Source organism: Mesorhizobium sp. BR1-1-2, from assembly GCF_020165435.1.
Lineage (GTDB): Bacteria > Pseudomonadota > Alphaproteobacteria > Rhizobiales > Rhizobiaceae > Mesorhizobium.
Window position 1 is genome coordinate 1 of record NZ_JAIUID010000012.1, and the last position, 22,852, is coordinate 22,852.

11 protein-coding genes and 1 pseudogene are annotated in these 22,852 nt (G+C 62.6%); 7 read left to right on the forward strand and 5 right to left on the reverse strand.

All coding sequences use genetic code 11. The annotated features are described in order from the left end of the window. The 5 genes and pseudogenes from LB551_RS22615 to LB551_RS22635 all read left to right on the forward strand — a co-directional run. Window positions 1-363, forward strand: a 363-nt coding sequence (locus LB551_RS22615) for an autotransporter outer membrane beta-barrel domain-containing protein (protein ID WP_224660537.1), incomplete at its 5' end; no start/stop codon positions are given. A 1,339-nt stretch (window positions 364-1,702) separates the two neighbouring features. Beyond that, complete coding sequence (locus tag LB551_RS22620; RefSeq protein ID WP_224660538.1) at window positions 1,703-13,258, forward strand: autotransporter-associated beta strand repeat-containing protein; 11,556 nt, start codon at window positions 1,703-1,705, stop codon at window positions 13,256-13,258. 66 nt (window positions 13,259-13,324) lie between these two features. Then, complete coding sequence (locus LB551_RS22625) at window positions 13,325-13,846, forward strand: invasion associated locus B family protein (RefSeq protein WP_224628915.1); 522 nt, start codon at window positions 13,325-13,327, stop codon at window positions 13,844-13,846. Between the two features lie 815 nt (window positions 13,847-14,661). Next, window positions 14,662-14,766: a DUF982 domain-containing protein gene (locus LB551_RS22630; RefSeq protein WP_246676217.1), complete on the forward strand. Its 105-nt coding sequence runs from the start codon at window positions 14,662-14,664 to the stop codon at window positions 14,764-14,766. A 207-nt stretch (window positions 14,767-14,973) separates the two neighbouring features. After that, a pseudogene (locus tag LB551_RS22635) lies at window positions 14,974-15,440 on the forward strand (SOS response-associated peptidase family protein); the annotation flags it as partial. Between the two features lie 455 nt (window positions 15,441-15,895). Here the strand turns inward: LB551_RS22635 and LB551_RS22640 are convergent. Next, on the reverse strand, window positions 15,896-16,651 hold the full coding sequence (locus LB551_RS22640) for a hypothetical protein (RefSeq protein WP_140552625.1): 756 nt from the start codon (window positions 16,649-16,651) through the stop codon (window positions 15,896-15,898). 159 nt (window positions 16,652-16,810) lie between these two features. Here LB551_RS22640 and LB551_RS22645 point away from each other — a divergent pair, with 159 nt between their 5' ends. Further along, a complete protein-coding gene (locus LB551_RS22645; RefSeq protein ID WP_224660539.1) occupies window positions 16,811-17,278 on the forward strand; it encodes a hypothetical protein in 468 nt (155 codons plus the stop codon). 936 nt (window positions 17,279-18,214) lie between these two features. On the opposite strand, the gene chrA is transcribed toward LB551_RS22645, so the two are convergent. Both chrA and LB551_RS22660 read right to left on the reverse strand, forming a co-directional pair. After that, window positions 18,215-19,462: a chromate efflux transporter gene (chrA, locus tag LB551_RS22655; protein WP_140552624.1), complete on the reverse strand. Its 1,248-nt coding sequence runs from the start codon at window positions 19,460-19,462 to the stop codon at window positions 18,215-18,217. A 283-nt stretch (window positions 19,463-19,745) separates the two neighbouring features. Further along, window positions 19,746-20,000 carry a hypothetical protein gene (locus tag LB551_RS22660; RefSeq protein WP_140552623.1) on the reverse strand — a complete coding sequence of 85 codons (255 nt, stop codon included), beginning with the start codon at window positions 19,998-20,000 and terminating at the stop codon, window positions 19,746-19,748. Window positions 20,001-20,759: 759 nt separating this feature from the next. On the opposite strand from LB551_RS22660, the gene LB551_RS22665 reads away from it, so the two are divergent. Beyond that, window positions 20,760-21,041 carry a hypothetical protein gene (locus tag LB551_RS22665; protein ID WP_140552622.1) on the forward strand — a complete coding sequence of 94 codons (282 nt, stop codon included), beginning with the start codon at window positions 20,760-20,762 and terminating at the stop codon, window positions 21,039-21,041. Between the two features lie 82 nt (window positions 21,042-21,123). Here LB551_RS22665 and LB551_RS22670 read toward each other — a convergent pair whose 3' ends face one another. Both LB551_RS22670 and LB551_RS22675 read right to left on the reverse strand, forming a co-directional pair. Further along, window positions 21,124-21,729: a general stress protein gene (locus tag LB551_RS22670; RefSeq protein ID WP_140552621.1), complete on the reverse strand. Its 606-nt coding sequence runs from the start codon at window positions 21,727-21,729 to the stop codon at window positions 21,124-21,126. A gap of 25 nt (window positions 21,730-21,754) precedes the next feature. Next, the gene (locus LB551_RS22675) at window positions 21,755-22,510 is read right to left on the reverse strand and encodes a DUF4142 domain-containing protein (RefSeq protein ID WP_140552641.1); all 756 of its coding nucleotides are present in this window, start codon (window positions 22,508-22,510) and stop codon (window positions 21,755-21,757) included. Window positions 22,511-22,852 lie beyond the last annotated feature (342 nt).

Sequence of the window (22,852 nt, forward strand, 5' to 3'; positions counted from 1 at the left end):
GGCGCCGGACCCTTCGCGCTTCACTTTGACAGCGACACCAGCACCGCGACCCGGGTCGAACTCGGTACCCGGCTCGACCATGCGATCGCGCTCGAGGACGGCGCCAGACTGACGCTGAGCGGCCGCGCCGCGTGGGCGATCAATGGCGGCACCGACCGTAATTTCGGCGCCGGCTTCCAGGCTCTTCCCGCCAGCAGCTTCACCATCAACGGCGCCAAACCCGACCGCAACGCCCTGCTCGTCGACGCCGGCGCCCAGTACACCTCTCCCTCCGGCGTCTTTGCCGCGGCCGCCTTCCAGGGCGAGTTCTCCGGCAACGTGAAGAGCTATTCCGGCAAGCTGAAGCTCGGCATCACCTGGTGAACGATGATGCCCATGGCCCTCACGAACTCGCAGCCGAGATGCGGTCGAATTGCTGGTCCGGGTGGATCGTCTTGAGGGCAAGGAATCGAATTTAAGATTCTCCAATTCGCTGGAGTTTCGGGAGCAAGGCAGATGGGTGGAAAAGTCAATGTAAAAAGGCGGGCCCGCTGGTGGCTGGCCTGAGCAGGGGAACTTGCGTGTCGACGCCGGGTTCGCAAAGCAGCGTAGTCGAGCATTGTCTGGTGGAGATCGGTCTCCACATTGCTAGCGTCGAGGGACAGCGCTGGCGCGGGTAACAACCCCGGTGTCCCCGGCGGCCCCAGCAAAAAACCTCTCTCCAGGGCAGAGATGCAGTGCTCCAGCCGCTGAAGCCGCGACCTGTGCGCCTGAATTTGAAAACCGATCTCGGAAGGCCTTCGCGGCTTCGCCACATCTGCGGTGGCGATCAACGCCCGTTCAAGTTCGGCAATCTGTTCCCTGAGCTTTCGAGCGTCGTCGATCCGCTGTTTCCGAATCCACCCCCGACCCCGCAGTCCACCAGATGTTCTTGCTGTCCCCTGCCCAGCGTCCGACAGGGATGCTGGTTTGGTGGTGGCGGTCATGCACTTCTCGTCGTTGGATTGTTGTGGCAGCCCGCACGCTAGGCGCGGTTCATCGGACCAACCCAACAAAGTTATTCCGCCACGTGGGCGCAGGCAATCCTTGAGCGAGCGTTGCTTGTTGCAGTGGCTGGTCATGGACGTCGCGTCATTCAAATGAGCCTAGGTCCAATCGCGCTTGCTTAATAAAGTCCTTATATTCGAGGTTGCTTATATTAAGTTCTTTAAATCCAAACCGATGAAATTAATTACTTTATAAGTTGACTGATGTGTGATGTTCTTTGTTGAATTGATTCAAGCGCAGATTCGGCTGCCTTGAAGTGCCGCGCCAGCCTTTGGATGAGAGGGCTGCATTGTGGCGGAGGAGCGGGCGGTTCGGGAGAGGGCGATGCTGGGGCACACCAGGCCAGCAACGGGGAGTGACGATTTGGATCAACTCCGGCGCGGCTCGGTTGAGCGCGCTGCGGCTTATTGCTTTCGGTATGCCGAATAATGCAAGAGCCTGTTGTAGATCACTCGTGTTCCGATTTGAGGACGCAAACCGGCTGGCAGTTGGCCGGCCATCTGCGCGTCGCCGTTTCCCGCAAGAGCAAGCTTCATCGCAAGGCTGCCTGCGGCATCAACCTGGATCGCCGGTCGGGTGGCTGGTTCCGTTCCAGACTGTCACATGGAACTCGAATGCAGGCGCCATAATCGTGCCGTCAGGCGCGAGCCCGCCAGTTTGGCGCCGGGGGGACTAAATGAACGAGACGCTTGGCAATTCGACGCCGCTGCGACTGAGGCTCGGATCAAAGTCCGAGGCGAGCGATGGGCGATCTCGCTTGCTGCGCGGCGGCCGCATGACGAAGTGGAAGGGCGAGGCGGCGAGCTATGCCTCGCATGTTGGCGAGTTGGCCCGGTCGTCGGTCCGAGCCTTGCGGGCGGCGCTTCTGCCTGTTGCACTGATGTTCGGGCTGGGTACAGGAGGGGCAGGGGCCGCCGACCTATACTGGGACGCGAACAACAGCGGCATCGGAATTGGTGGAACAGGAACATGGGACACGAGCACGTCCTCCTGGAACACGACCGGCAACGATGTAGCCGGCCCATTCACGACCTGGAACAGTGCCACCCCGGATAACGCTATTTTCCAGGGCACAGCTGGCACGGTCACGCTCGGCGCACCAATAACCGCGGGCAGCCTTACTTTCAACGTCAACGGTTACAACATTACCGGCAGCACATTGACGCTCGGTGGCGCCACGCCGACAATCACCGCAGCCGGCAGCGCTACCATCAATTCGGTCATCGCCGGCTCGGCGGGCCTGACGAAGGCGGGTGCGGGCACGTTGACCCTGTCTGGCGTCAACACTTTCTCGGGCAGTGTAACCGTCAACGCCGGCACCTTGGGCCTGACCGGCACAAACAGTTTCACCGGTGCAGTGAACGTCAATGGCGGGATACTCTTCGTCGGCTCGAACGCGGCGCTTGGCAACGCAACCAACGTCGTAAATATGGCTGCCGGAACGACTTTGAGCGCCAGCGGATCGCTTCTCGGACGGACAGTGAGTCTTTCCGGTCAGGCGAATGTGCAGGGAGCCGGGGCAGGCTCTGCTCATTACACTGGTGTCGGTGGACTTACGATCGCGGCCGTGGGTAGCACCGGTTCGATCAGCATGAGTGACGATACGAATGACTTTGCTGGGCCGGTGAGTTTTGTCGTCAACAACGCCGCAGCGGCGTCTTTCACATCGGTGCGCAATATCGGTCAGGCTAGCGCGTTGGGGGCCGGGGACACTATCAGCCTTCAGGCCAACACAGGAGTGTCCGCCCTCAACTACACCGGGACTGGGAACACGTCGAACCGCAACTGGCAGATCACCACCGGAGGCGGAGCGCCGACCGCCTTCCTCCAGAATGCCGGTACCGGCACGCTGACGCTGACCGGCAATATTTCGGTCACGGGCGGAACCACTGTCGCATTGGGTGCCACCACCGCCGATTTGCAGGCGCTCGGCGTCATCAGCAGCGCGGCCGCCAACACATTCAGGTTCATTGCCAGCGGTTCAGGAGCGATCACGCTCGGCAATGCCAATACGTTTACTGGAGCTGCGTCCATCGAAGGCGGTGTCGTCAGGGCTGGCGTGCTCGCAAATAGCGGCGCGACCAGTTCGCTCGGCGCAGGCACGGCCATCACGATCAGTGGCGGGACTGTTAGCTACACGGGCGCCGGCGCGAGCAGTAATCGCACATTGACCCTGGGCGGCACGAGCGCCATCCGTAACGACGGCACGGGAGCGCTGACTCTGAGCGGCGCCACGTCGCTGACGGGCAACCTGACCCTTGGGGGCACCTTCACTGGCGCCGACAATGCGATGTCCGGCGTTATTTCCGGCAGCGGCAATTTGATCAGCAGCGGCAATGCCACCTGGGCGCTGACCGGGGCGAATACCCGCACTGGCACCGTCACCGTCAATGGAGGCACTTTGCGCGCCGGCAGCGCATCGGCGTTCGGCACGACGACTGGCATCACAACCACAGGGGGCACGCTGGATCTCAACGGGTTCAACATGTCGACGACGTCGATTGCCGGCACGGGCGGCACGTTGGCGCTCGGTAGCGCGAATCTTGCGCTCAATCTCGGTACAGGCGTCAGCAATACTTATGGCGGGAGCATTACAGGCGCCGGTGGAAGCCTGACCAAGCTCGGCGCTGGCACTCTGACGCTCACCGGCACCAGTACCTACACTGGCACGACGACCCTTGGGGGCGGCACTCTGGCGCTCGACTTCTCGCCCGCCGGCGGGCCGACCAGCGGCATCATCTCCGCTTCATCCGCCCTGGTCATGAACGGCGGTACGCTGACCGTGAAAGGTGCAGTTGGCGAGACCAACGTCCAAAGCTTTGGTGGCCTGACCATCACGACGGGCAACAACACCGTCAGCGCCACTTCCGGCTCTGGCGGCACCACCACGATCAATCTCGGCACGATCAGCCGCACCGGGGGCCTTGCCAACTTCGTGTTGCCGACGACAGGCGCGATCACGACCAGCAATTCGAACGGCGCTTTGGGCGGCTGGGCCACCGTCAACGGCACCGACTACGCCAAGGTTCAGGGCGGCAACATCGTTGCCTTCACCACGGCCGATTACGTCAACAAGGACAATGCCTCGACCTGGCTCGCCAACGAGATCATCAGCGATGCCGGTGGCGCCGCCAACACGCCCTATTTTGGCACGGTGGGCAGCACCGTACAGATCGGCGGCCTGCAATTCACCGCAGCGGGGAACTCCACAGTCAACGTCGCCATTGGTCAGACGCTCGGTGTCGACGGCACCATCATCGTCGCTCCCTCCGTGGGAGCAGCCAACCAGACCATCACCGGCGGTTCGATGACCGGCACGCTGGGTGGCGGTGTGCTCGGCGTCCAGCAGAACGGTACCGGCACTTTCACCATCGCCTCGACGATCGTCGACAACACGGGCGCCATCGGCTTCACCAAGGCCGGCACGGGCAAGGTGGTGCTGTCCGGCGGCAACACCTACACCGGCGCCACCACAGTGGCGCAAGGCACGCTCTCCATCAATTCGGTCGCCGATGCGGGGCAGGCCAGCGCTATCGGCGCAGCATCGACCAATGCGTCCAACCTGGCGATCCAGGGCGCAATCCTGGAATATACCGGCGGAACTGCGTCCACCGATCGCGGCTTCACCATCGCCCGCTCCGGGGCCATCACCTCGGACACGATCTCCGTCACCAATGCCGCCGCCAGCCTGACCTTTTCGGGGCAGGTGGTCAGCCCGGACGGCGCCAACTTCATCAAGGATGGGGCGGGCACGCTGACGCTTTCCGGCAGCAACAACAGCTATACCGGCAACACCATGGTCAATGGCGGTACGCTCGCCGTCACCACGCTCGCCAATGGCGGCGTCAACAGCTCCATTGGTGCCTCCAGCAATGCGTCCTCGAGCCTCGTCCTGCAGAACGGCGGTAAGCTGGACTACCTCGGCGCCATCGCGACAAGCAACCGCGGCTTCACGCTCGCTTCGGCAGGCGGCATCGGCGTGAGCAATGCCGCCACGACCCTGACGCTGGGCGGCGTCGCGACCGGGCCAGGCAGTCTGACCAAGACAGGTCCTGGCACGCTGGTGCTGTCGGGCACCAACGATTATTCCGGCGGCACGACGGTAAGCACGGGCATCTTGCGGGCGGGCTCTACCAGCGCCTTCGGCACAGGGGCGATGACCGTTGCTGGCGGAGCGACTCTCGATCTTGCCAACAACAGCAACTCTGTCGGGGCGCTCGGCGGCTCAGGCAACGTGACCCTCGGTACAGCAAGGCTCACGATCAACGGCAGCGGCACGTTCAGTGGCGTGATCAGTGGTGCTGCTGCCGGCGGAGTTACCCTTGGCTCCGGCGCGCAGACATTCAGTGGTTGCGGCAACACCTACGCTGGTTCCACGATCCTGCAGGGCAACAGCACCCTGAATGTCGGCTGCCTGGCCAATGGGGGCCAGCTGAGCGACATCGGTGCCTCCAGCAGCGCTTCGACCAATCTTGTTTTCAACCAGGGCGCCCTGAACTATACCGGCGGCAACGTAACAACCGACCGCGGCTTCCAGCTGCTGGCCAATATCGGCGCCATCGGCGTGGCGAATGCAGCGACGACGTTGACATTCACAGGCCAGGCAACTGGTGGGGGCATCTTGCGGAAAGATGGTCCCGGCACGCTCGTGCTCTCCGGCAACAATACCTACACTGGCGGCACTATCGTAAGCACCGGCACGTTGCGGGCCGGCTCGACAACCGCCTTTGGTACCGGCGGCACGACAGTAAATGCAGGCGCGACGCTGGACCTGAACGATCTGAGCAACACGATGGCTGGCCTGACCGGAGCCGGCAACGTTACCTTGGGAACGGCCACACTGACGATCAATGGCGGTGGTGGACTCTCTTTCAGCGGCGCAATCAGCGGCACCGGCAACTTTGTCAAGACTGCCGCCGGTGGGCAGGGGCTTGCCGGCTGCAACAACAGCTATGGGGGCACTACGACCATCAGTGGCGGCTCGCTGGTGGTGGATTGCCTCGTCAATGGTGGCGTCAACAGCTCGATCGGCGCGTCGAGCGCAGCCGCCAGCAATCTCGTGTTCAATGGCGGCACATTGGGCTATGTCGGTACCGGTGGCAGCACGAACCGTCAGTTCACCCTCGATACCGCTGGCGGTGGCCTCGACGCCTCGGGCACTGGCGCGATCAACTTCACCAGCACGGCGGCGATCACCCTTCTGGGTACGGACACCGCTCGCACCCTGACCTTGGGTGGCACCAACACCGGCAACAACAGCCTCGCGGCGCAAATCACGGACAACGGCACTGGCAAGACGGCGCTCACCAAGACCGGCACCGGTACCTGGGTTCTGACCAATGCCAGCAGCACCTATACCGGCGTTACCACAATCAGCGGTGGGGTGCTCGCCGTCGACAAGCTCGCCGATGGCGGCCAGGCAAGCTCTATCGGCATGTCGGCCAAGGATGCGTCCAACCTTGTGATCGGCAGCGGCTCGACGCTGCGCTACACAGGCACCGGCGACACCACCGACCGCCTGTTCACGCTCTCGACCGGCACCAGCTTCATCGAATCCTCGGGTTCGGGTGCAATCGTCTTCAGCAATACGGGCTCGGCCGCTTATACCGGCTCTGGCAATCGCACACTGGCGCTTGGCGGCACCAATACCGGCCTCAACACCATGGGCGGCACCATTGTCGACGGGCCCGGTGGTACCACGACGCTGGCCAAGAACGACAGCGGCACCTGGGCGTTGACGGGCAACAACACCTTCACCGGCAACACCGTTGTCAACAACGGAAACCTGATGATCGGCAATGGCGGCACCACCGGTAACGCCGGCGCCGGCAACGTCATCGTCGCCAATGCAACTTCCACGCTCTCCTTCAATCGAAGCGACCCCTTCAATTTCACGGGAACGCTGAGCGGCCTTGGCAATATCGCGCAGATCGGCACCGGCACCACGGTGCTGACCTCGGCCGGCAACACCATCGGCGGCACCACCAACGTTAACGCCGGCACGCTGCAGGTGAACGGTGGGCTGACGAGCACCGGAGGTATCACGGTTAACGCTGGCACACTGCAGAGCAACGGAGGGGGCGCTGCCATAACCACGCCGACGATCGCGATGAACGCCGGCTCGAAGCTCATTGTCGGCGGTGGAACTATCCAGGCAGCCGGTGGCACCCAGACGTTGTTCGCCGGCGGAACCGGCGGAGCCACGATCAACATCACTGGCGGCACGCTGCTCGGCAACGGTACGCTGGGCGCAGGCGGGAACACTGTCAATCTCACCGCCGGTTCGCTCAACACCGGCGCAGCCGCATTGAACCTCGGCAGCGGCAGCGACACTTTGCTGTTGAGCGGTTTCGCGACGATCGCAGGAGTCGGGGTGGACGGCGGTGCCGGCACCGATTCACTTCAGGTGAGCACCACACTTAACCGTACGCTCGACGGCGCCCAGATTGCCGGTTTCGAGAGCCTGGACAAGCAAGGCACCGCCACCCTCACACTGACGGGCAATCACAGCTACAGCGCAGGCACGACAGTAACGCAGGGAACGCTCCAGATCGGCAATGGCGCGACGGCAGGTTCTCTCACCACGCCAACAGTGGTCAACAACGGCACGCTCGCCTTCAATCTGAACAGCGCCTACAGCTTTGCCGGCGCAATCTCCGGCACCGGCGCTGTGAACAAGCTCGGCACCGGCACCACCACTTTGACCGGTACCAACAGCTACACCGGGGCGACCAACGTCAATGCCGGCACGCTCCTCGTCAACGGCAATCAGGCTGGTGCCACCGGGCAGACCAGTGTCGCCAGCGGCGCGACGCTGGGCGGCACCGGCACGATCGGCGGCAGCGTCACGGTCGCCGATGGCGGCACGCTCAGCCCCGGTGACGCTGGCAGCGTGCCCGGCGCGCTGACGATCAACGGCAATCTCGCGCTTGGCAATTCCAACCTCAACGTCGATTTCGGCCAAGCGAACATCCCCGGCGGCGCGTTCAACGACCTGATCGATATCGGCGGCAACCTGACGCTCGACGGCACGCTCAACGTGACGCAGAGCCCCGGCGGCACGTTCGGCCCCGGCGTTTACCGCATCTTCAACTATGGAGGTTCGCTCGCCGACAACGGGCTCAACGTCTCGGACCCGAACTATTTCGTGCAGACGGCGGTGGACAAGCAAGTCAATCTCGTCAACTCGACTGGGTTGACCTTGAGCTATTGGGACGGCGAACTGGGTCCGCATTCGAACGGTGCTGTCAACGGCGGCGACGGCACCTGGCGCGCCACGGGCGACCAGAACTGGACGGACGCGACCGGCCTCTTCGCGGCGCCGTTCGCCAATGCCAGCTTCGCGATTTTCCAGGGCGCTGCCGGCATGGTGACGGTCGACAACACTGGCGGCCAGGTCCAGGCCACGGGCATGCAGTTCGCCACTGACAGCTATGCGGTGCAAGGCAATTCCATCGTGCTGGTCGACGATCCCGCGCAGGCAGGTCTCCAGTCGATCATCCGCGTCGGCGACGGCACGGCGGCAGGCGCGGCCTATGTCGCCACCATCGCTTCCGATCTGACGGGCAGCAGCCAATTGGTGAAGACCGATCTCGGCACGCTGGTGCTGGCGGGGACCAACAGCTACAGCGGCGGCACGGCGATCAATGGCGGGACGCTCCAAGTCTCCGCCGATGCCAATCTCGGCGCCGCGGCCGGTGGCCTCTCGCTCGACAGCGGCACGCTCAACACCACAGCTAGCTTCGCTTCGGCACGCGGCGTCACGATCGGCGCCGGCGGCGGCGCTTTCGACACGGACAATCTGACGAATCTGACGCTGACCGGCACGGTCGGCGGCGCCGGCGCGCTGACCAAGGAAGGCGCCGGCACGCTCATCCTGGCCGGCACCAACAGCTACCAGGGCGGTACTTTCATCAATGACGGGACGGTCCAGATCACGGCCGATGCCAATCTGGGCAACGCGACCGGCAAGATCACCTTCGATGGCGGCGCGCTCTACCAGCAGGGCGCGGCCAGCATCGTGACGGGCCGCAACGCGACGCTTCAGGCGGGCGGCGGAACGTTCCAGGCCGACAGCGCCCTGCAGTGGGAAGGAACTGTTGATGGCGCAGGCGCGCTCACCAAGGCCGGCACAGGCGCCCTGTTCCTCGGCGCCGACAACAGCTATGCTGGTGGGACGACTATTGCGGGCGGCATCCTGTTGCTGGGCACGGGCGGCACGACGGGTTCCATCCTGGGTGACGTTGTCGACAACGGCACGCTCAGCTTCAACCGCTCCGACCTCTATACGTTCAACGGCACGATCTCCGGCAACGGCGGCGTGACCCAGGACGGCACCGGCAACACCGTGCTCACGGCCAACAACAGCTATGCCGGCACCACGCTGATTGTCGGCGGCGGCGGGCTCTACATCAATGGCGACCAGAGCGCTGCTACCGGATTGACCAACGTCAATTTCGGCACGCTTGGCGGCAATGGCACTAGCGGCGGCGATGTCTTCGTCGACGCCGGGGGCAGGCTGGCTCCCGGCGGCATCGGCGCTACCCCCGGCACGCTCACCATCATGGGCGGCCTCGACCTGGCGGATGGTTCGAACCTCGACTACTCGTTCGGCCAGGCGGGCGTGGTCGGCGGCGCCTATAACGACCTTACCGTCGTGCACGGCGATCTGACGCTCGACGGCACGATCAATGTGACGGAGGCGCCGGGTGGCAATTTCGGGCCGGGCATCTACCGGGTCATCAGCTATGACGGCACGCTGACCGACAACGTGCTGGACACGACATCGCCGAGCCACGTGGTGCAGACCTCGGTCGCGGGCCAGGTCAACCTCGTCGATATCAGCGGGCAGACGCTCAATTTCTGGGACGGCAACGCCGGGCCGAAGAGCAATGATGTCGTGAACGGCGGAGACGGCACCTGGCGGGCCGCCGGAGACGACAACTGGACCGGTTCCGACGGCAACCTGAATGCCGCGTTCTCCAATGGCAGCTTTGCCATCTTTGCCGGGACCTCAGGCCTGGTCACCGTCGACAACACCAATGGCCAGGTCCAGGCGGCAGGCATGCAGTTCGCCACCAGCGGCTATGTGGTCCAGGGGCAGGCGATCCAGTTGGTCGGTCCGCAGTCGACCATCCGCGTCGGCGATGGAACCCTTGCCGGCGCTGCTTACATAACAGGCCTCTACGCGAACCTCACCGGCGCGGCTCAATTGGTGAAGACCGACCTTGGCACGCTGGTGCTTGACGGAGCCAACAGCTACAGCGGTGGCACGGCCATCAATGGCGGCACGCTGCAGGTTGCGGCCGACGCCAATCTGGGCGACGCGGCCGGCGGCTTGAGCCTGGCCGACGGCACGACCTTGAGGACCACCGCGGCCTTCACCTCCGCGCGGAGTGCCACCCTGGCCTCGGGTACGGGCACATTCCAGACCGATGCGAACCTCACTCTGTCGGGCCCGATCACGGGTGCCGGCGGCCTTACCAAGACTGGGGCCGGAGCGCTCTCGCTCACCGGCACCAACAGCTATGCCGGGCCGACCACGGTGACAGCCGGCGGGCTCTATGTCGATGGCGACAACGGCGCGGCCACCGGTGCGGTTTCGGCCGCAAGCGGCGCGACAATCGGCGGCAAGGGCAGCATCGGCGGCGACGTCACCGTCGCCGACGGCGCGACGCTCTCGCCCGGCTCGGCCGATGGCGCTCCAGGCACGCTGGCGATCGGCGGCAACCTCAACCTCTCCAGCGGCTCGACCCTCAACTATGCCTTCGGCGAGGCGGGTGTCGCCGGCGGGGCACTCAACGACCTGACCACGGTCGGCGGCAATCTCGCGCTCGACGGCACGCTTAATGTCAGCGTCAGCGCCGGCGGCACGTTCGGGCCGGGCGTCTACCGCGTCTTCAGCTATGATGGCACGCTGACCAACAACGGCCTCGTGGTCGGGGCGATCCCGTCATCGGGCTATTCGATCCAGACCTCGATCGATCACCAGGTGAACCTGGTCAACACGCAAGGGCTCACCTTCAACTATTGGGACGGCAGTGCCGGCCCGAAGAACAATGGCGCGGTCAATGGCGGCGACGGCGTCTGGCAGGCCTCGGCCGGCAACGACAACTGGACCAACGAGACCGGCACGATCAACGCACCGTTCGCCGACTCCTCCTTCGCGATCTTTGCCGGCCAGGCGGGCACGGTGACGGCGGACGGCAGCCTGGGCCAGGTGACTGCCTCCGGCATGCAGTTCATGACCAACGGCTATGTCATCCAGGGCGACGGGATCGAGCTCATCGGCCCGTCCAGCAGCATCGTCGTCGGTGACGGCACGGCGGCGGGCGCGGGGATGACCGCGACGATCGCCTCCGCTCTTTCCGGTGACGCGCAACTGGTAAAGTCGGACCTGGGCACTTTGGTGCTGACCGGCACCAACAGCTACACGGGCGGCACCGCAATCAATGGCGGCACGCTGCAGGTCTCGGCCGACGCCAATCTGGGGGACGCGGCGAGCGCGCTCGACTTCAACGGCGGCACACTGCACACAACTGCAAGCTTCGCCACCTCGCGAGCGGTGAGTTTGACCGGTTCGGGGACCGTCGCGACGGACGCCGCCACAAGCCTGACCTTCGATGGCGGCCTCACCGGCGCTGGTTCCTTGACCAAGGCTGGGGCGGGAACGCTTCTTCTGAACGGCGCCAGCGCCTATGCAGGCCCGACCTCGGTTCAGCAGGGCACGCTGGCAGCGGGCGCGGCGAGTGTGCTGAGTTCGGCCTCGGCCTTCACGGTCGCTTCCGGCGCGACGCTTGATCTCGGCGGCTTCAACCAGGCCGTCGCTTCGCTCGGCAATGCCGGCTCGGTGCGGTTGGGCACGGCGCCGGGAACGACGCTAACTGTCAATGGCGACTACACCGGCAATGGCGGAACCATCTTCCTCAATGCCGCACTCGACGGCGATGCTTCGACGACGGACAAGCTTGTGGTGAATGGCAACACATCGGGCACCGGGATTCTTGCCGTCGCCAATGTCGGAGGGACAGGGGCCCAGACCGCCGAGGGCATCAAGATCGTCGATGTCGGCGGCACGTCGGCCGGCACCTTCACGCTTGCCGGCGACTATGTCTTCCAGGGCGATCAGGCGGTGGTCGGTGGCGCCTATGCCTACCGGCTTTACCAGAACGGCGTCAGCACGCCCGTCGACGGAGACTGGTATCTGCGCTCGGCGTTGACCACCCCGACCGGTCCACAGGGACCGCTCTATTCGCCGGCCGTGCCGATCTATGAAGCCTATCCCGGCGTGCTGCAAAGCCTGAACGAAGTTGGCACGCTGCAGCAGCGCGTCGGCAACCGCTCCTGGACAGGTGCCGCCCAGGGCGCCGACGAGATCGGCAGCGTGCCGACGCAAAGCGCGATCTGGGCCCGCATCGAGGGGGCGCATGCAAAGCAGAGCCCTCAGAGCGCCACGACCGTATCGGACTATGACGTGACGACATGGAAGCTGGAGACGGGAGTCGACGGGCTGATCTACGAGGACGCCACCGGCATTTTGCTCGGCGGCCTCACCTTCCATTACGGGACAGCCTCTTCCGACATCTCGTCGATCTACGGCGTCGGCTCCATCCAGGCCACCGGCTATGGCTTCGGCGGCACGCTGACCTGGTATGGCGACAATGGCTTCTACACCGACGGCCAGGCTCAGGTGACCTGGTATGACAGCGATCTCAAGTCGGCCACGCTGGGCAGCGAGCTTGCCAAGGGCAACAACGGCTTTGGCTATGCGCTGAGCGTAGAGGCCGGCCAGAAGATCGCCCTGCAAGGCAGATGGACGCTGACGCCGCAGGCGCAGCTTTCCTATTCGTCGGTGCGCTTCGACGGTTTCACCGATCCATTCGACGCGTCGGTGTCGCTGAGCCGCAGCGAGGCCTTGATCGGCCGCGCCGGACTGTCGCTCGACTTTGAGGACGCCTGGACCGGCGCCCAGGGCAAGGCAAGCCGCTCGCATCTCTACGGCATCGCCAATCTTTACTACGATTTCCTCGACGGCAACGATGTCGATGTCTCGGGCACGGCGCTGCACGAGCACGACCAGCCGCTGTGGGGCGGCCTCGGTCTCGGCGGATCGCTCTCCTGGGACGACGATCGCTACGCCGTCTCCGGCGAGGCCTTCGCGAAGTCGAGTCTGAAAGACTTCAGCGACAGCAACTCAATCGGCGCCAAGCTCGGCTTCAGCCTGAAGTGGTAGCCGAGGTTCGGCATGCCGTCATGTGACAGCTCCTTCGGGGCTGTCGTTCTAAAGAAAGGCACTGGCTTGCGTATTCCCAAACTAATCTATGCAGCGGCAGCGTTGATATCACTAACCGCATCGGCATCCGCTCAGGAAAGCACCCTGCCGGGCGGTGCTTCATCACTGCAGGAGGCGTATCAGGACTGGAATCTCAACTGTCAAGGTAGCCCCAAAATCGTCTGCGTGGTCTCGCAGCAGCAATCACAGCAGAATGGACAGCGCGTATTGGCGGTCGAATTGCGCAAGGGGGAGGGCGATGTCGTCTCTGGCAATTTGGTCCTGCCTTTTGGACTTCAGCTCGATTCAGGCGCGTCGCTGCAGATTGACGATGGACAAGCAGGAGAACCATTGCGATTCTCCACGTGTGTGCCCGCGGGTTGCGTGGTGCCGCTCAGCTTCGAGGCTCAGGCCGTCGCCAGCCTGCGTGCGGGCACGGCGCTGAAGATCAAGGTCAAAAGTGCTGACCAAAAAGAGCTGACCCTGCCTGTTTCGCTAAAAGGTCTGGCAGCGGCGCTCGACAGGCTGCAGGTCTTGGCCGGGAGCTAAGTGGCATGGACTGATCGAGAGACGGAAATTTGCCACTTCAGGTCGGTGGTAGCGCTAGCGGCTTAGGACTTCTCACGGGAGAGATTGCTGCGCAAGCAGTGGGTCAGGGCGAATCTGAGCTGCACTTCCCGTAGGGGAGACTCGCCCGCCAGCTGAAGAGGCGACGGCCCAAGCTACCGCGAGGCCGCATAGCAGCGACGCCGCGATGGCAACTGATATCGGGATGCGATGCATCCGGGCTAGGTAAAGGGATCATCACCCAAGGTCGACTAACGTTTGCGCCTCCGTCCTCACGCCTCGTTACATGCTTAACGCGCGGTCGTGGCACACACCCTGCCTGAGAGCAGCATGGCTCGACATGCGTGGATAGCCATTCATATGTTTAACTAAATGTAAGACCCTTAAATCCATGTTGAGCGTGGTGGGGGGCAAGGCGACTGTCGCTTTTCTGCTTGTCTAGAAACTCTCAACGCCCGCATAGCCTTGTGGGTCGAGCAAGCCACGCATTATGTCGCCAGCATCGCCAGCATCGCCAGCATCGACCGACTGCAGCGGCGCACGGCTGTAGCGGGCGCCTCCCGGCGCAGCTTACAAACGATGTGAGAATCGTGTGTTCATCGGCACTCGGTTACTCCCGACGTGGCGGACCCTCCGAAGGCAGAGGTCACAGCTTCTTCGGCTCGCACTAAACCGGGAACCTATTGCTTCATCTCGAATTGAGTCGCGTTCGAGTTCGGGAGAGTTGCGTGCAAGACCAGCGATTTGAAAAGCCTGTGCATGTTGCGCTCGGCAGGTCGAGGAACACCGTCTACACCATGGACCGAGTAGCCCAGGCAGCGGACATCTTGCTGAACCGATGGCCGGCGACAACCGGGAAGAAGCATGTCGCTGCCCGCAAAGCCTGCCTTGGCGTGCTTTAGGGCCCTGAAAGAAATCCGCGACGCCCGCAGAGCCTTCGTTGAGGCCGCAAAGGAGGCGGACATTCGCTGAGCGGGATACGTTCAGTGAGCGTCGATCCGGTTTTGATCGTGCGCCGATAGCCCTACTGTAAACAGGCGCCCAGGCCCGGAGTCTCCATGTGTAACGATTACGAACAGCATGTACTCTGGGCTGAATATTGCCGGATGATGGCGTCACTGGCGCTCAGAATCCCGAGCCACCAAACCGAACTTGATTTGCCCCAGGCGGATGACGTCCACATAAATGACCCGGCGCCAATAATGCGTGCCGCTGGTGACACGATCGAACTGGCATCGATGACGTTCGGATTTCCACCCACCGGACCAAAGGGCGGGCCTGTGTTCAACTTCCGCTCCGAAGGCCGGCAATTCGGAAACAGCAAACGCTGCCTCATTCCGGCGTCCGCGTTCTTGGAGTTCACAGGCACGAAATATCCGAAAGCGAAACATCGCTTCACGCTCAACCGCTCGCCGTTCATGGCTGTCGCGGGGCTTGGCGTGAGGCAGTCGGCAACAAGCCACCCACCTTCACCATGCTGACGATCGATCCCGGACCGGATGTCGCGCCCTATCACAATCGGCAGGTTGTGGTCCTTCAGCCGGAGAATTGGGCGGCCTGGATCAATCTGACAAAGCCTGAGGCTGAACTGCTGCGGCCGCTTCCAGCCGGATCGCTCTCGGTGGAGACAGTTCGCCCCGAAAGCTCGTGACTTAACTGCGCAATAACTCCGGCACGCTGAGCGGACCGAGATCGAGAACTGGCGTGTATTCGCCCGTGCGGCGCCAGACGCCCCGCACCTTTCCATGCTCTCGATCTCGCCTCGGATCGAACGTCAGCCCTTGGAAGTGATCAGAAACGCCTCTGCAGATGCGGCATCGCTGAAGCAATGAAGCCGATAGGTTTCATATTTGCCATTCGGCCATATTGCCTGCACATGCCGCGTCTGATGTCGAAGCCCTCGTTCCTGGCAGAACTCCGCGACCATGGTGAAGTTTCGCTCGGTGCAGAGGTCATCCGGCAACGCAACCTGGTGTGGCCAGTCGCGGTCGAAGACCGATGGCGTTGGTGAGCCCCGACCGCGTTTGACCACTAGTCGAAATGCATGGACTGGCCGCGCATCATTGCGAGCGTCAGCGCGATTGCAGGATTTGCCGGCGGCTTCTTCATATGCAAGGAGCCATCGAAGTCACGCCATGCCGCCATGCGCAATTCATCATCGTCATCGCTGGCCGACGGGTCGAAAACGTGGGCATCACAGGGATCTCGGTCGATCTCGATCGTCCAGTCCTTGAGCGCCTTGCGAGCCATCTCTTCGACCTGGGCAAGGTCGCTGGTGAAGAAGGGGATACGGTCACCATCTTCCGAAAGCGGCTCAACCCTATCCAGCGTCGGCCGCTCGGGAACCCAACCGAGAACGAAGGCAATATCGAAATCGATCTGGCGATCCGGGCCGGTCGTGATCTCCAGCCGCTTGACGACGTCAGGATAGAGTTGCTTCCGCTCCGGCCAGGTGTCTGGAATCGCCTCGGCTTGCAGCTTCGTGCGGGGGACGTTGATCAGCTCCATGACCTGATGGTGCGGAACTTTGTGCTCCGGCCAGCCCGCACAACATGCAGCAGCCGCAGCCGCGTCGGCTTCCAACCAAACTGTGGCGGCTCGGTCCTCGTCCTCGGTAGGCTTGTCGTCTTCTGGAAAGCCTTTGATATCCCAGCCTTCCAACGCAAATAGTCCTTCCGCACCTTGCAAAGCCGTAATGCCGGCGCGTGCAAACACGGCTTCGGCTGCCGCGATGCCACGTGCGAGCTCCTGAGGTGTTGCGTCCTCGATGTTCAAGCGAAGTTCCATGGTTCGCCTCCTATGGCTCTAGTTCCTGCAAATGTGAACAAAATGAGAACAAAGAGTCAAGCGTGCCCTTGACGAGAGAGGAATATGTTCCTTATTTCAGCGTAATCTGGAGCAGCAAAGGACCATGGCTCGGCGTCAATCGCGCTGGCCGGCGAAGCTATGGCGAAAACGGCGGAAGACAATTTTCGGATCGAGGTCTGGGATCGCGAGGAGCAGGCTTTGTCAGAAACCATTTCGCGTTCCCCCGATTCAACGGTCAGCCAGGCAGCCTGGCAGGCCGCCATCCGACGCCGGCCGGGCATGTTGCTGATCCACTACAACAGTCGGCATGTGATGGAGAAAATCCTGACACCAGGCGAGGTCAAAATCCCACCGCAGACCATCATCGATGGCAGCATTCACGCTGCCCTGGATGTGGCGCTCGGCGATCTTCGCGAGTGGCATGTGCTGCGGGCCTGGTGCAGATCCTGTTCCCACTATGCAACGGTAAAGCCTGCCGGCCTCATTGAACGCTATGGAAAAGGCGCTCTATTCAGTTCGGTCGAGCGAGCGCTCTTTTGCACAAGTTGTGACAGGGGAGGGCCTGTCAGGCTGGAATTCATAAGCTGCCACGCAATTGAGGGGTGAAGGGATGCAAGACCTCATCGATTTCGTGCAGGCCAACTCGGCTCTGGCTTGGACACTCCGATCGCGATCAGCGGCCGAACTGTCGAGAGCCGGAAGTGCGCGATCTCCGCTGGTCGGCTTCGACGCAAAAATATGCGGACCACCGCGGACGGGGACAGTCGGTCCCGCGTCCCGTCCTCGGCCGGCGCTATGCTGACGCTCCTACGGCTGTCCCGTTCACCGCCCCGCGGCGGGGGCGAATTTCCTCCGTCCTGCGCGCGACAACGGTCCGCTGTTGCGGCCGCGCGCAGGACTGCGGCTTATACGCCGTTCTTCCTTAGCGCGCCGGCGGTCGCCGGCGCGGGATGCTGCGCATGGAACCGAATCCCAGGCACGGTATTGAATCGGACTATGTATCCGAGTTCCGCATGTCGGCTGTAGACGGCACCGTCAGCACGCATTGTTCACTCAGCCGACTTTGGCAAGGCTGGGGACTACGACGGGAAAAAAGTGCTGGTTGCGAGCGCAGGCAACTCCGGATAGCGTGCCACCCCGTCTGGCGGCGCCACCCGTCTGGCCTCCGATTGCCACCGACGGCGGGGCAGTACGGGCTATCAAAAACGGCAATATCATTGTTTTGCCAGAGATCAGGAAGTTTGCTGGAGAGGCTGTCATCCTAGATAGCGGGGCTTCCGTCTATCCGGACATCGTTATCGCCGCGACCGGTTACAGCCCGGGCCTAGACCAGATGGTTGGGAAACTGAACGTGCTGGATTGCAAGGGCGTTCCGCTTTTCAACGTCGACGCATCCGACCCGAGTTTGCCGGGCCTTTGGTCACCGGCATGAGGCCGAACATTCCCGGTTGCTTCATGAACGCCAGAATGCAAGCAAACGCGACCGCTGGCGCTATCTCAAAAGCGCAACGTCTCAAAGATAGCTAAAGCCGCATTCGGGGGTCAGCTTGGGACGGATTGCAGCAGCGCCCCTCCCGCGGCCAGCAACAGCACAATGATCCACGGCGGTGCCTTCCAGACGATGAGCAGCAGAAATCCGGTAAGCGCGAGCGCGAAATCCCCCGGCGACAGAACGGCGCTCGTCCAGACCGGACTATACAATGCGGCGCCGAGAATGCCGACAACGGCGGCATTCGTGCCGCGCATGGCGGCCTGCGCCGTCGACCGCTGCCGCAACGCGCCCCAGAAAGGCAGCATGCCGTAGACGAGCAATAGACCCGGAAGGAAGAGGGCGGAGAGCGCTATGCCCGCACCAACAAGCCCATTGGGCGCCGGCGCCATGACCGCACCGAGATAGGCGGCAAAGGTGAAGAGTGGTCCGGGAACAGCCTGCGCCAGGCCATAGCCCGCGAGGAAGGTTTCGTCCGCCACCCAACCGGGCGTCACGACCTGCGTCTGCAGCAGCGGCAGAACGACGTGCCCGCCGCCGAACACCAGAGCCCCCGAGCGGTACAAGGCATTGAACAGAGCGACGGCCTGATGACCGGTTGCGTTCGCCAGAAGGGGCGGAAGCACGAAGAGAGCCGCGAATATAATAAGTGCAATCGCACCACCCCGGCGCGATACCGGAAAGCTCAGATGACCGCTTAGCGCGCGCACTTCCCCACGGCAGAGCCCGAGCCCGGCGACGGCGCCGAGCACGATCGCGCCAATCTGACCGAATGACCCGCCGATGAAGACAACGACGAATGTGGCCGCAATCGCGATGCCGGCGCGTTCCTTGTCCGGCGTGAGATTTTTCGCCATGCCCCAAATCGCCTGCGCTACGACCGCAACGGCTACCAGTTTGAGCCCATGTAAGAACCCCTCCGCAATCGGCTCCACGAAGCCAGACGTGCCTAGCGCGAAGGCAAACAGGATGACCGCGGACGGCATGGTGAATGCGAACCAAGCGGCAAGCCCGCCGAGAATACCGTTGCCGCGCAGGAGGCCCAGCGAGAAGCCAACCTGGCTCGAAGCCGGGCCAGGCAGAAACTGACAGAGCGCCACGACATCGGCGTAGCCGGCCTCGTCGATCCACTTGCGCCGCACCACCAGTTCGTCGCGGAAATAGCCGAGATGCGCAATGGGGCCGCCGAAGGAAGTCAGGCCGAGCTTGAGGAAGACCCCGAAGACCTCGCTGGGCGAGCCGGTTGTGGGTTTCGCCTCAGATGCGGCCTCGCTGACTTCAGCTGCTTCATTCTGACTCAACGGTGCGTATTCCCAGCCGACTTTCCCGAATGTGATAACGGGAGTATTTCCCTGAAAAGCTCACGCACCCTCAGTCCGGCCTCGTTCAGGGCCTCGCAGCCCAGCGGCGTTGCTCGGTAACGCCGTCTCACCGAACGCCCCGTTCTCCTCGGTCCCGTCGTTCATATTGAAAACGAACCCTGGAGGTCTGGTGGCGCGAGAACCTACGTCGCGGTGCCTGAGCAAGCCACTGGTCAGATAGCAAACTGGTCGACTGCATTGTGGCGGATCGCAAGCTGCTAGGTCAAGCAGGTGACCGCAACAGCCGCTTTCTATTGGCCCTGATCTTGCCGCCATAGTAACTTGCTAGCTTGTCTGCTGGCGCACCCATGGCGAGCATCATGGTTGCGCGGCCGGCAGCCTCGATTTTTTCACTGATCATCAACTTGGCTTCCCGTTCAGCCGCTTTGCCGCCACTAGCAATTCGCATACCTCGAAGCCACATCACTTGCTGCGCTTCCAGTATCGAAAGAGAGAGATCGACCCATGGGTTGAACATTGAGCGCCCCTGATTGGCATGAGAGAACGGCAATCTCCCCCGTCGGTTCCGCCGATTGGCAGGTCGAAAACGTCTTTCTGGCAGCGAGTTGACGGAACAAGCCGAACGTTCTGCAGCTGTCGCCTCGGCCGACCTCTTTCTTATTGGACACAAAAAGCCGCTGTCCCCATTTCGGCCCGGATCGGCCGTTCGAAAATCCTGCTCGGAGGCCGGGATTAATTAGAGTTCGCTTTTCTGTGGCCCAGACCATCGGTGGGGACTCCCCGTCTTGGAAAGATCGCGCAACACTTAACACGGCCGCACTGGGCCGCCAGTAAGCGCCGGGCGCAGGCTTTGTGGCCCAACCGAAGCGAAGCGGCCGTCGACCGTCAACTGCATGAGCCTGGCGAGAGAGCTTGAAAAAGCGAAATGAAGATCTCCGATTTTTTCATTCGCCAAGCTGCCGCAGCACGCGAGCGGCTTGGACGTCGTCGTGGAGACGTTCCGGCAGTTGCTGGCCATAGAGGTTTGAGACTTGCTGACGGCTGAAGGCCGTTGCGCCAGAGCCCCTGTTGGATCGGGTCGAGGGTAAGTATTCGAATACAGGACAGCGCCTGCAAAGCCGGACGACTTCGACCTGATGAACCGGCGGCTTCCCGGAGGAATCTGCCCGGCAGCCCTCGACCTTCTAAGCGATTGCGTCGTCCTGCTCAAAATCTTCGGTCTGCTTCGACAGGTCGTTCCTGTTGAGATCGCGAAGCGGATGATTGCGCTGGGAGGGTGAAGCTCAACACCGCGCGGGACTTCATAATTCTCACGCCGCAATCCCTGCGTGCCGATCCTTCAAGGCCGCGGCAACAATTCCCCGGCATCGATGCCGTGCAATTGGCGACCATGGAAGCCGAATGGCCGATCTCAGCAGCAGGTCTCAGCGGGCGGCGGAACGGAGCGGCACTTGGAATCTCGAGCAGTTTCCGCAGCGCCTTGCAGAACCTCAAACGATCCTCGATTTTCCAACGCACATCGACCCGTCGATGCGTCGCCGAAATCGTCCCAGAGTGAAGCCAAACAGGGTGCTTAGGTGCCTCGCTCCTGTCGCCGGAGAAGAAAAGGCCCCGTCGAGACTTCGGCGGGGCCGCATTTCTCAAAGCGGTGTGGTTCGGCGAACGCGATCGCGTTCCGCCTCGATGTCGTCAAAAGGCTCTGCGCTGGCGTCGAATCCAGTCCATCCGGCAGCCTCGTAACTGCTACGCCGTTCATCGAGATTGACCGAACGCCCGCCGCGCAGAATGCGCTCAGCCTCGCCCGCCAGCCGATCGTCGACTTTGGCAGTCACCAGACTGCCGCCGCGGCGAACGCTCTCGGCATAAACATGTGCATCCCGTTCCGAGACGCCGGATTCTGTAAGTGCCCCGATGATCCCGCCGGCTGCTCCGCCGACCACGGCGCCACCCACCGCGCCGGCCGCTGTCGCAGCGAGCCACCCGGCCGCCACCACGGGTCCGACGCCAGGTATGGCCATGATCCCGAGCCCGGTGAGGAGCCCGCCCGCGCCGCCGACGACCGCTCCCAGGCCCGCACCTGTGGCGGCATCTTCACCGGCTTCTGAAGTCTCGTCCTGCCGATACCAATTGTCGGAATTATTGGCCACGATGCTGATGTCGTCTCGCGGCACGCCAATCGCTTCCAATTCGCTCACGGCGTCGGAGGCGTCCTGATAGTCATCGAAAAGTCCGGTGACTGTGGTCATTGTTTCACTCCATTTCTGAGTTCGGTTATTGAGCTCCGGCAACCACGTTGCCTTGGAAATCAAGCGCTACGGTCACTTGCTTTCCGTCTTTCTCGGCAGTGCCACGCCAGATGCCTTTGTCGTCCTTCGTCAGCGCGCTGACATTGGAGAAGCCGGCATCCTGAATGCGCGATTTCGCCTGCGCTTCGGTGAAGCTGTTGGCGCCAGGTACGGGCGCCGCCGGGTTATTGGTGTCGCTCGTCGACACCGCGGGCGTCGTCGAACTCGTGCCGGAAGACTTGTCGTTGGTGCCGGATGCGATCTTTTCGATCATTTCCTGATGCATCTTGAGCGTCGGCAATGTCTCCTGCGCGAATGTCTTGAGCTGAGTATTATCGCCGTCCTTGGCGTAGCCTTCGAACAGCTTCACAGCGTCGACATGTGCGTCGCGCTGCATCTGCACGTAAGACTTGTCGAACGAGTCCTTGCCGGTGTTCAGGGCGTGAAGGTCGCTCTTGTGCGCGGCGTCCGTCTCGGCGGGTACCTTCAGCTTCTGCTCGCCGGCGATTGTCTCGAGCTTGGCGTTCGCCGCGCCATGATCGTTGATCATCTTCTGGGCGAAGTCTTTGACTGCCTGATCCTGAGCCTTGCCTTGTGCGATCTTGCTCGACTCGACCTCGAACATGCCGCCGGCGGCGGCCTTGTCGACGAACTCCTGAGCTTTATCGGCGGCGTAGGAGGACGCGGCAAATGTCAGGACCGCGCAGGTAGACAGCGCTGTCATTAGAAGGCGGTGTTTCATCAATAGGTTCCTTGTTGAATGGGTGTCATTCAACAAGCGCCAGAGCCGTTTGTTCCGGTCCAAGGACAATTTAGCTAGCACAAGAATGCCTCTTGTTGAGGCGGCGGCGCTAAGCTCGTCTGTAAGGGCGAGATGCGTCGAGATGCGCGCCGACCCGATCCGACGAGCCAGCGCGGGCCACTCGCATTTGCATCCCGCAACAACTTTTATACGGATTCCAATCCAGAACAAGCCAATGCAGAAGCGCCGGGTTATCAAGGAATGTAGCTTATTTTTGCTAGGCTTTCGGTGGTCCGCAGCGCCCTTTCAGCGCGGCAATTTTGGTTTCGTGATCGCCGCCGG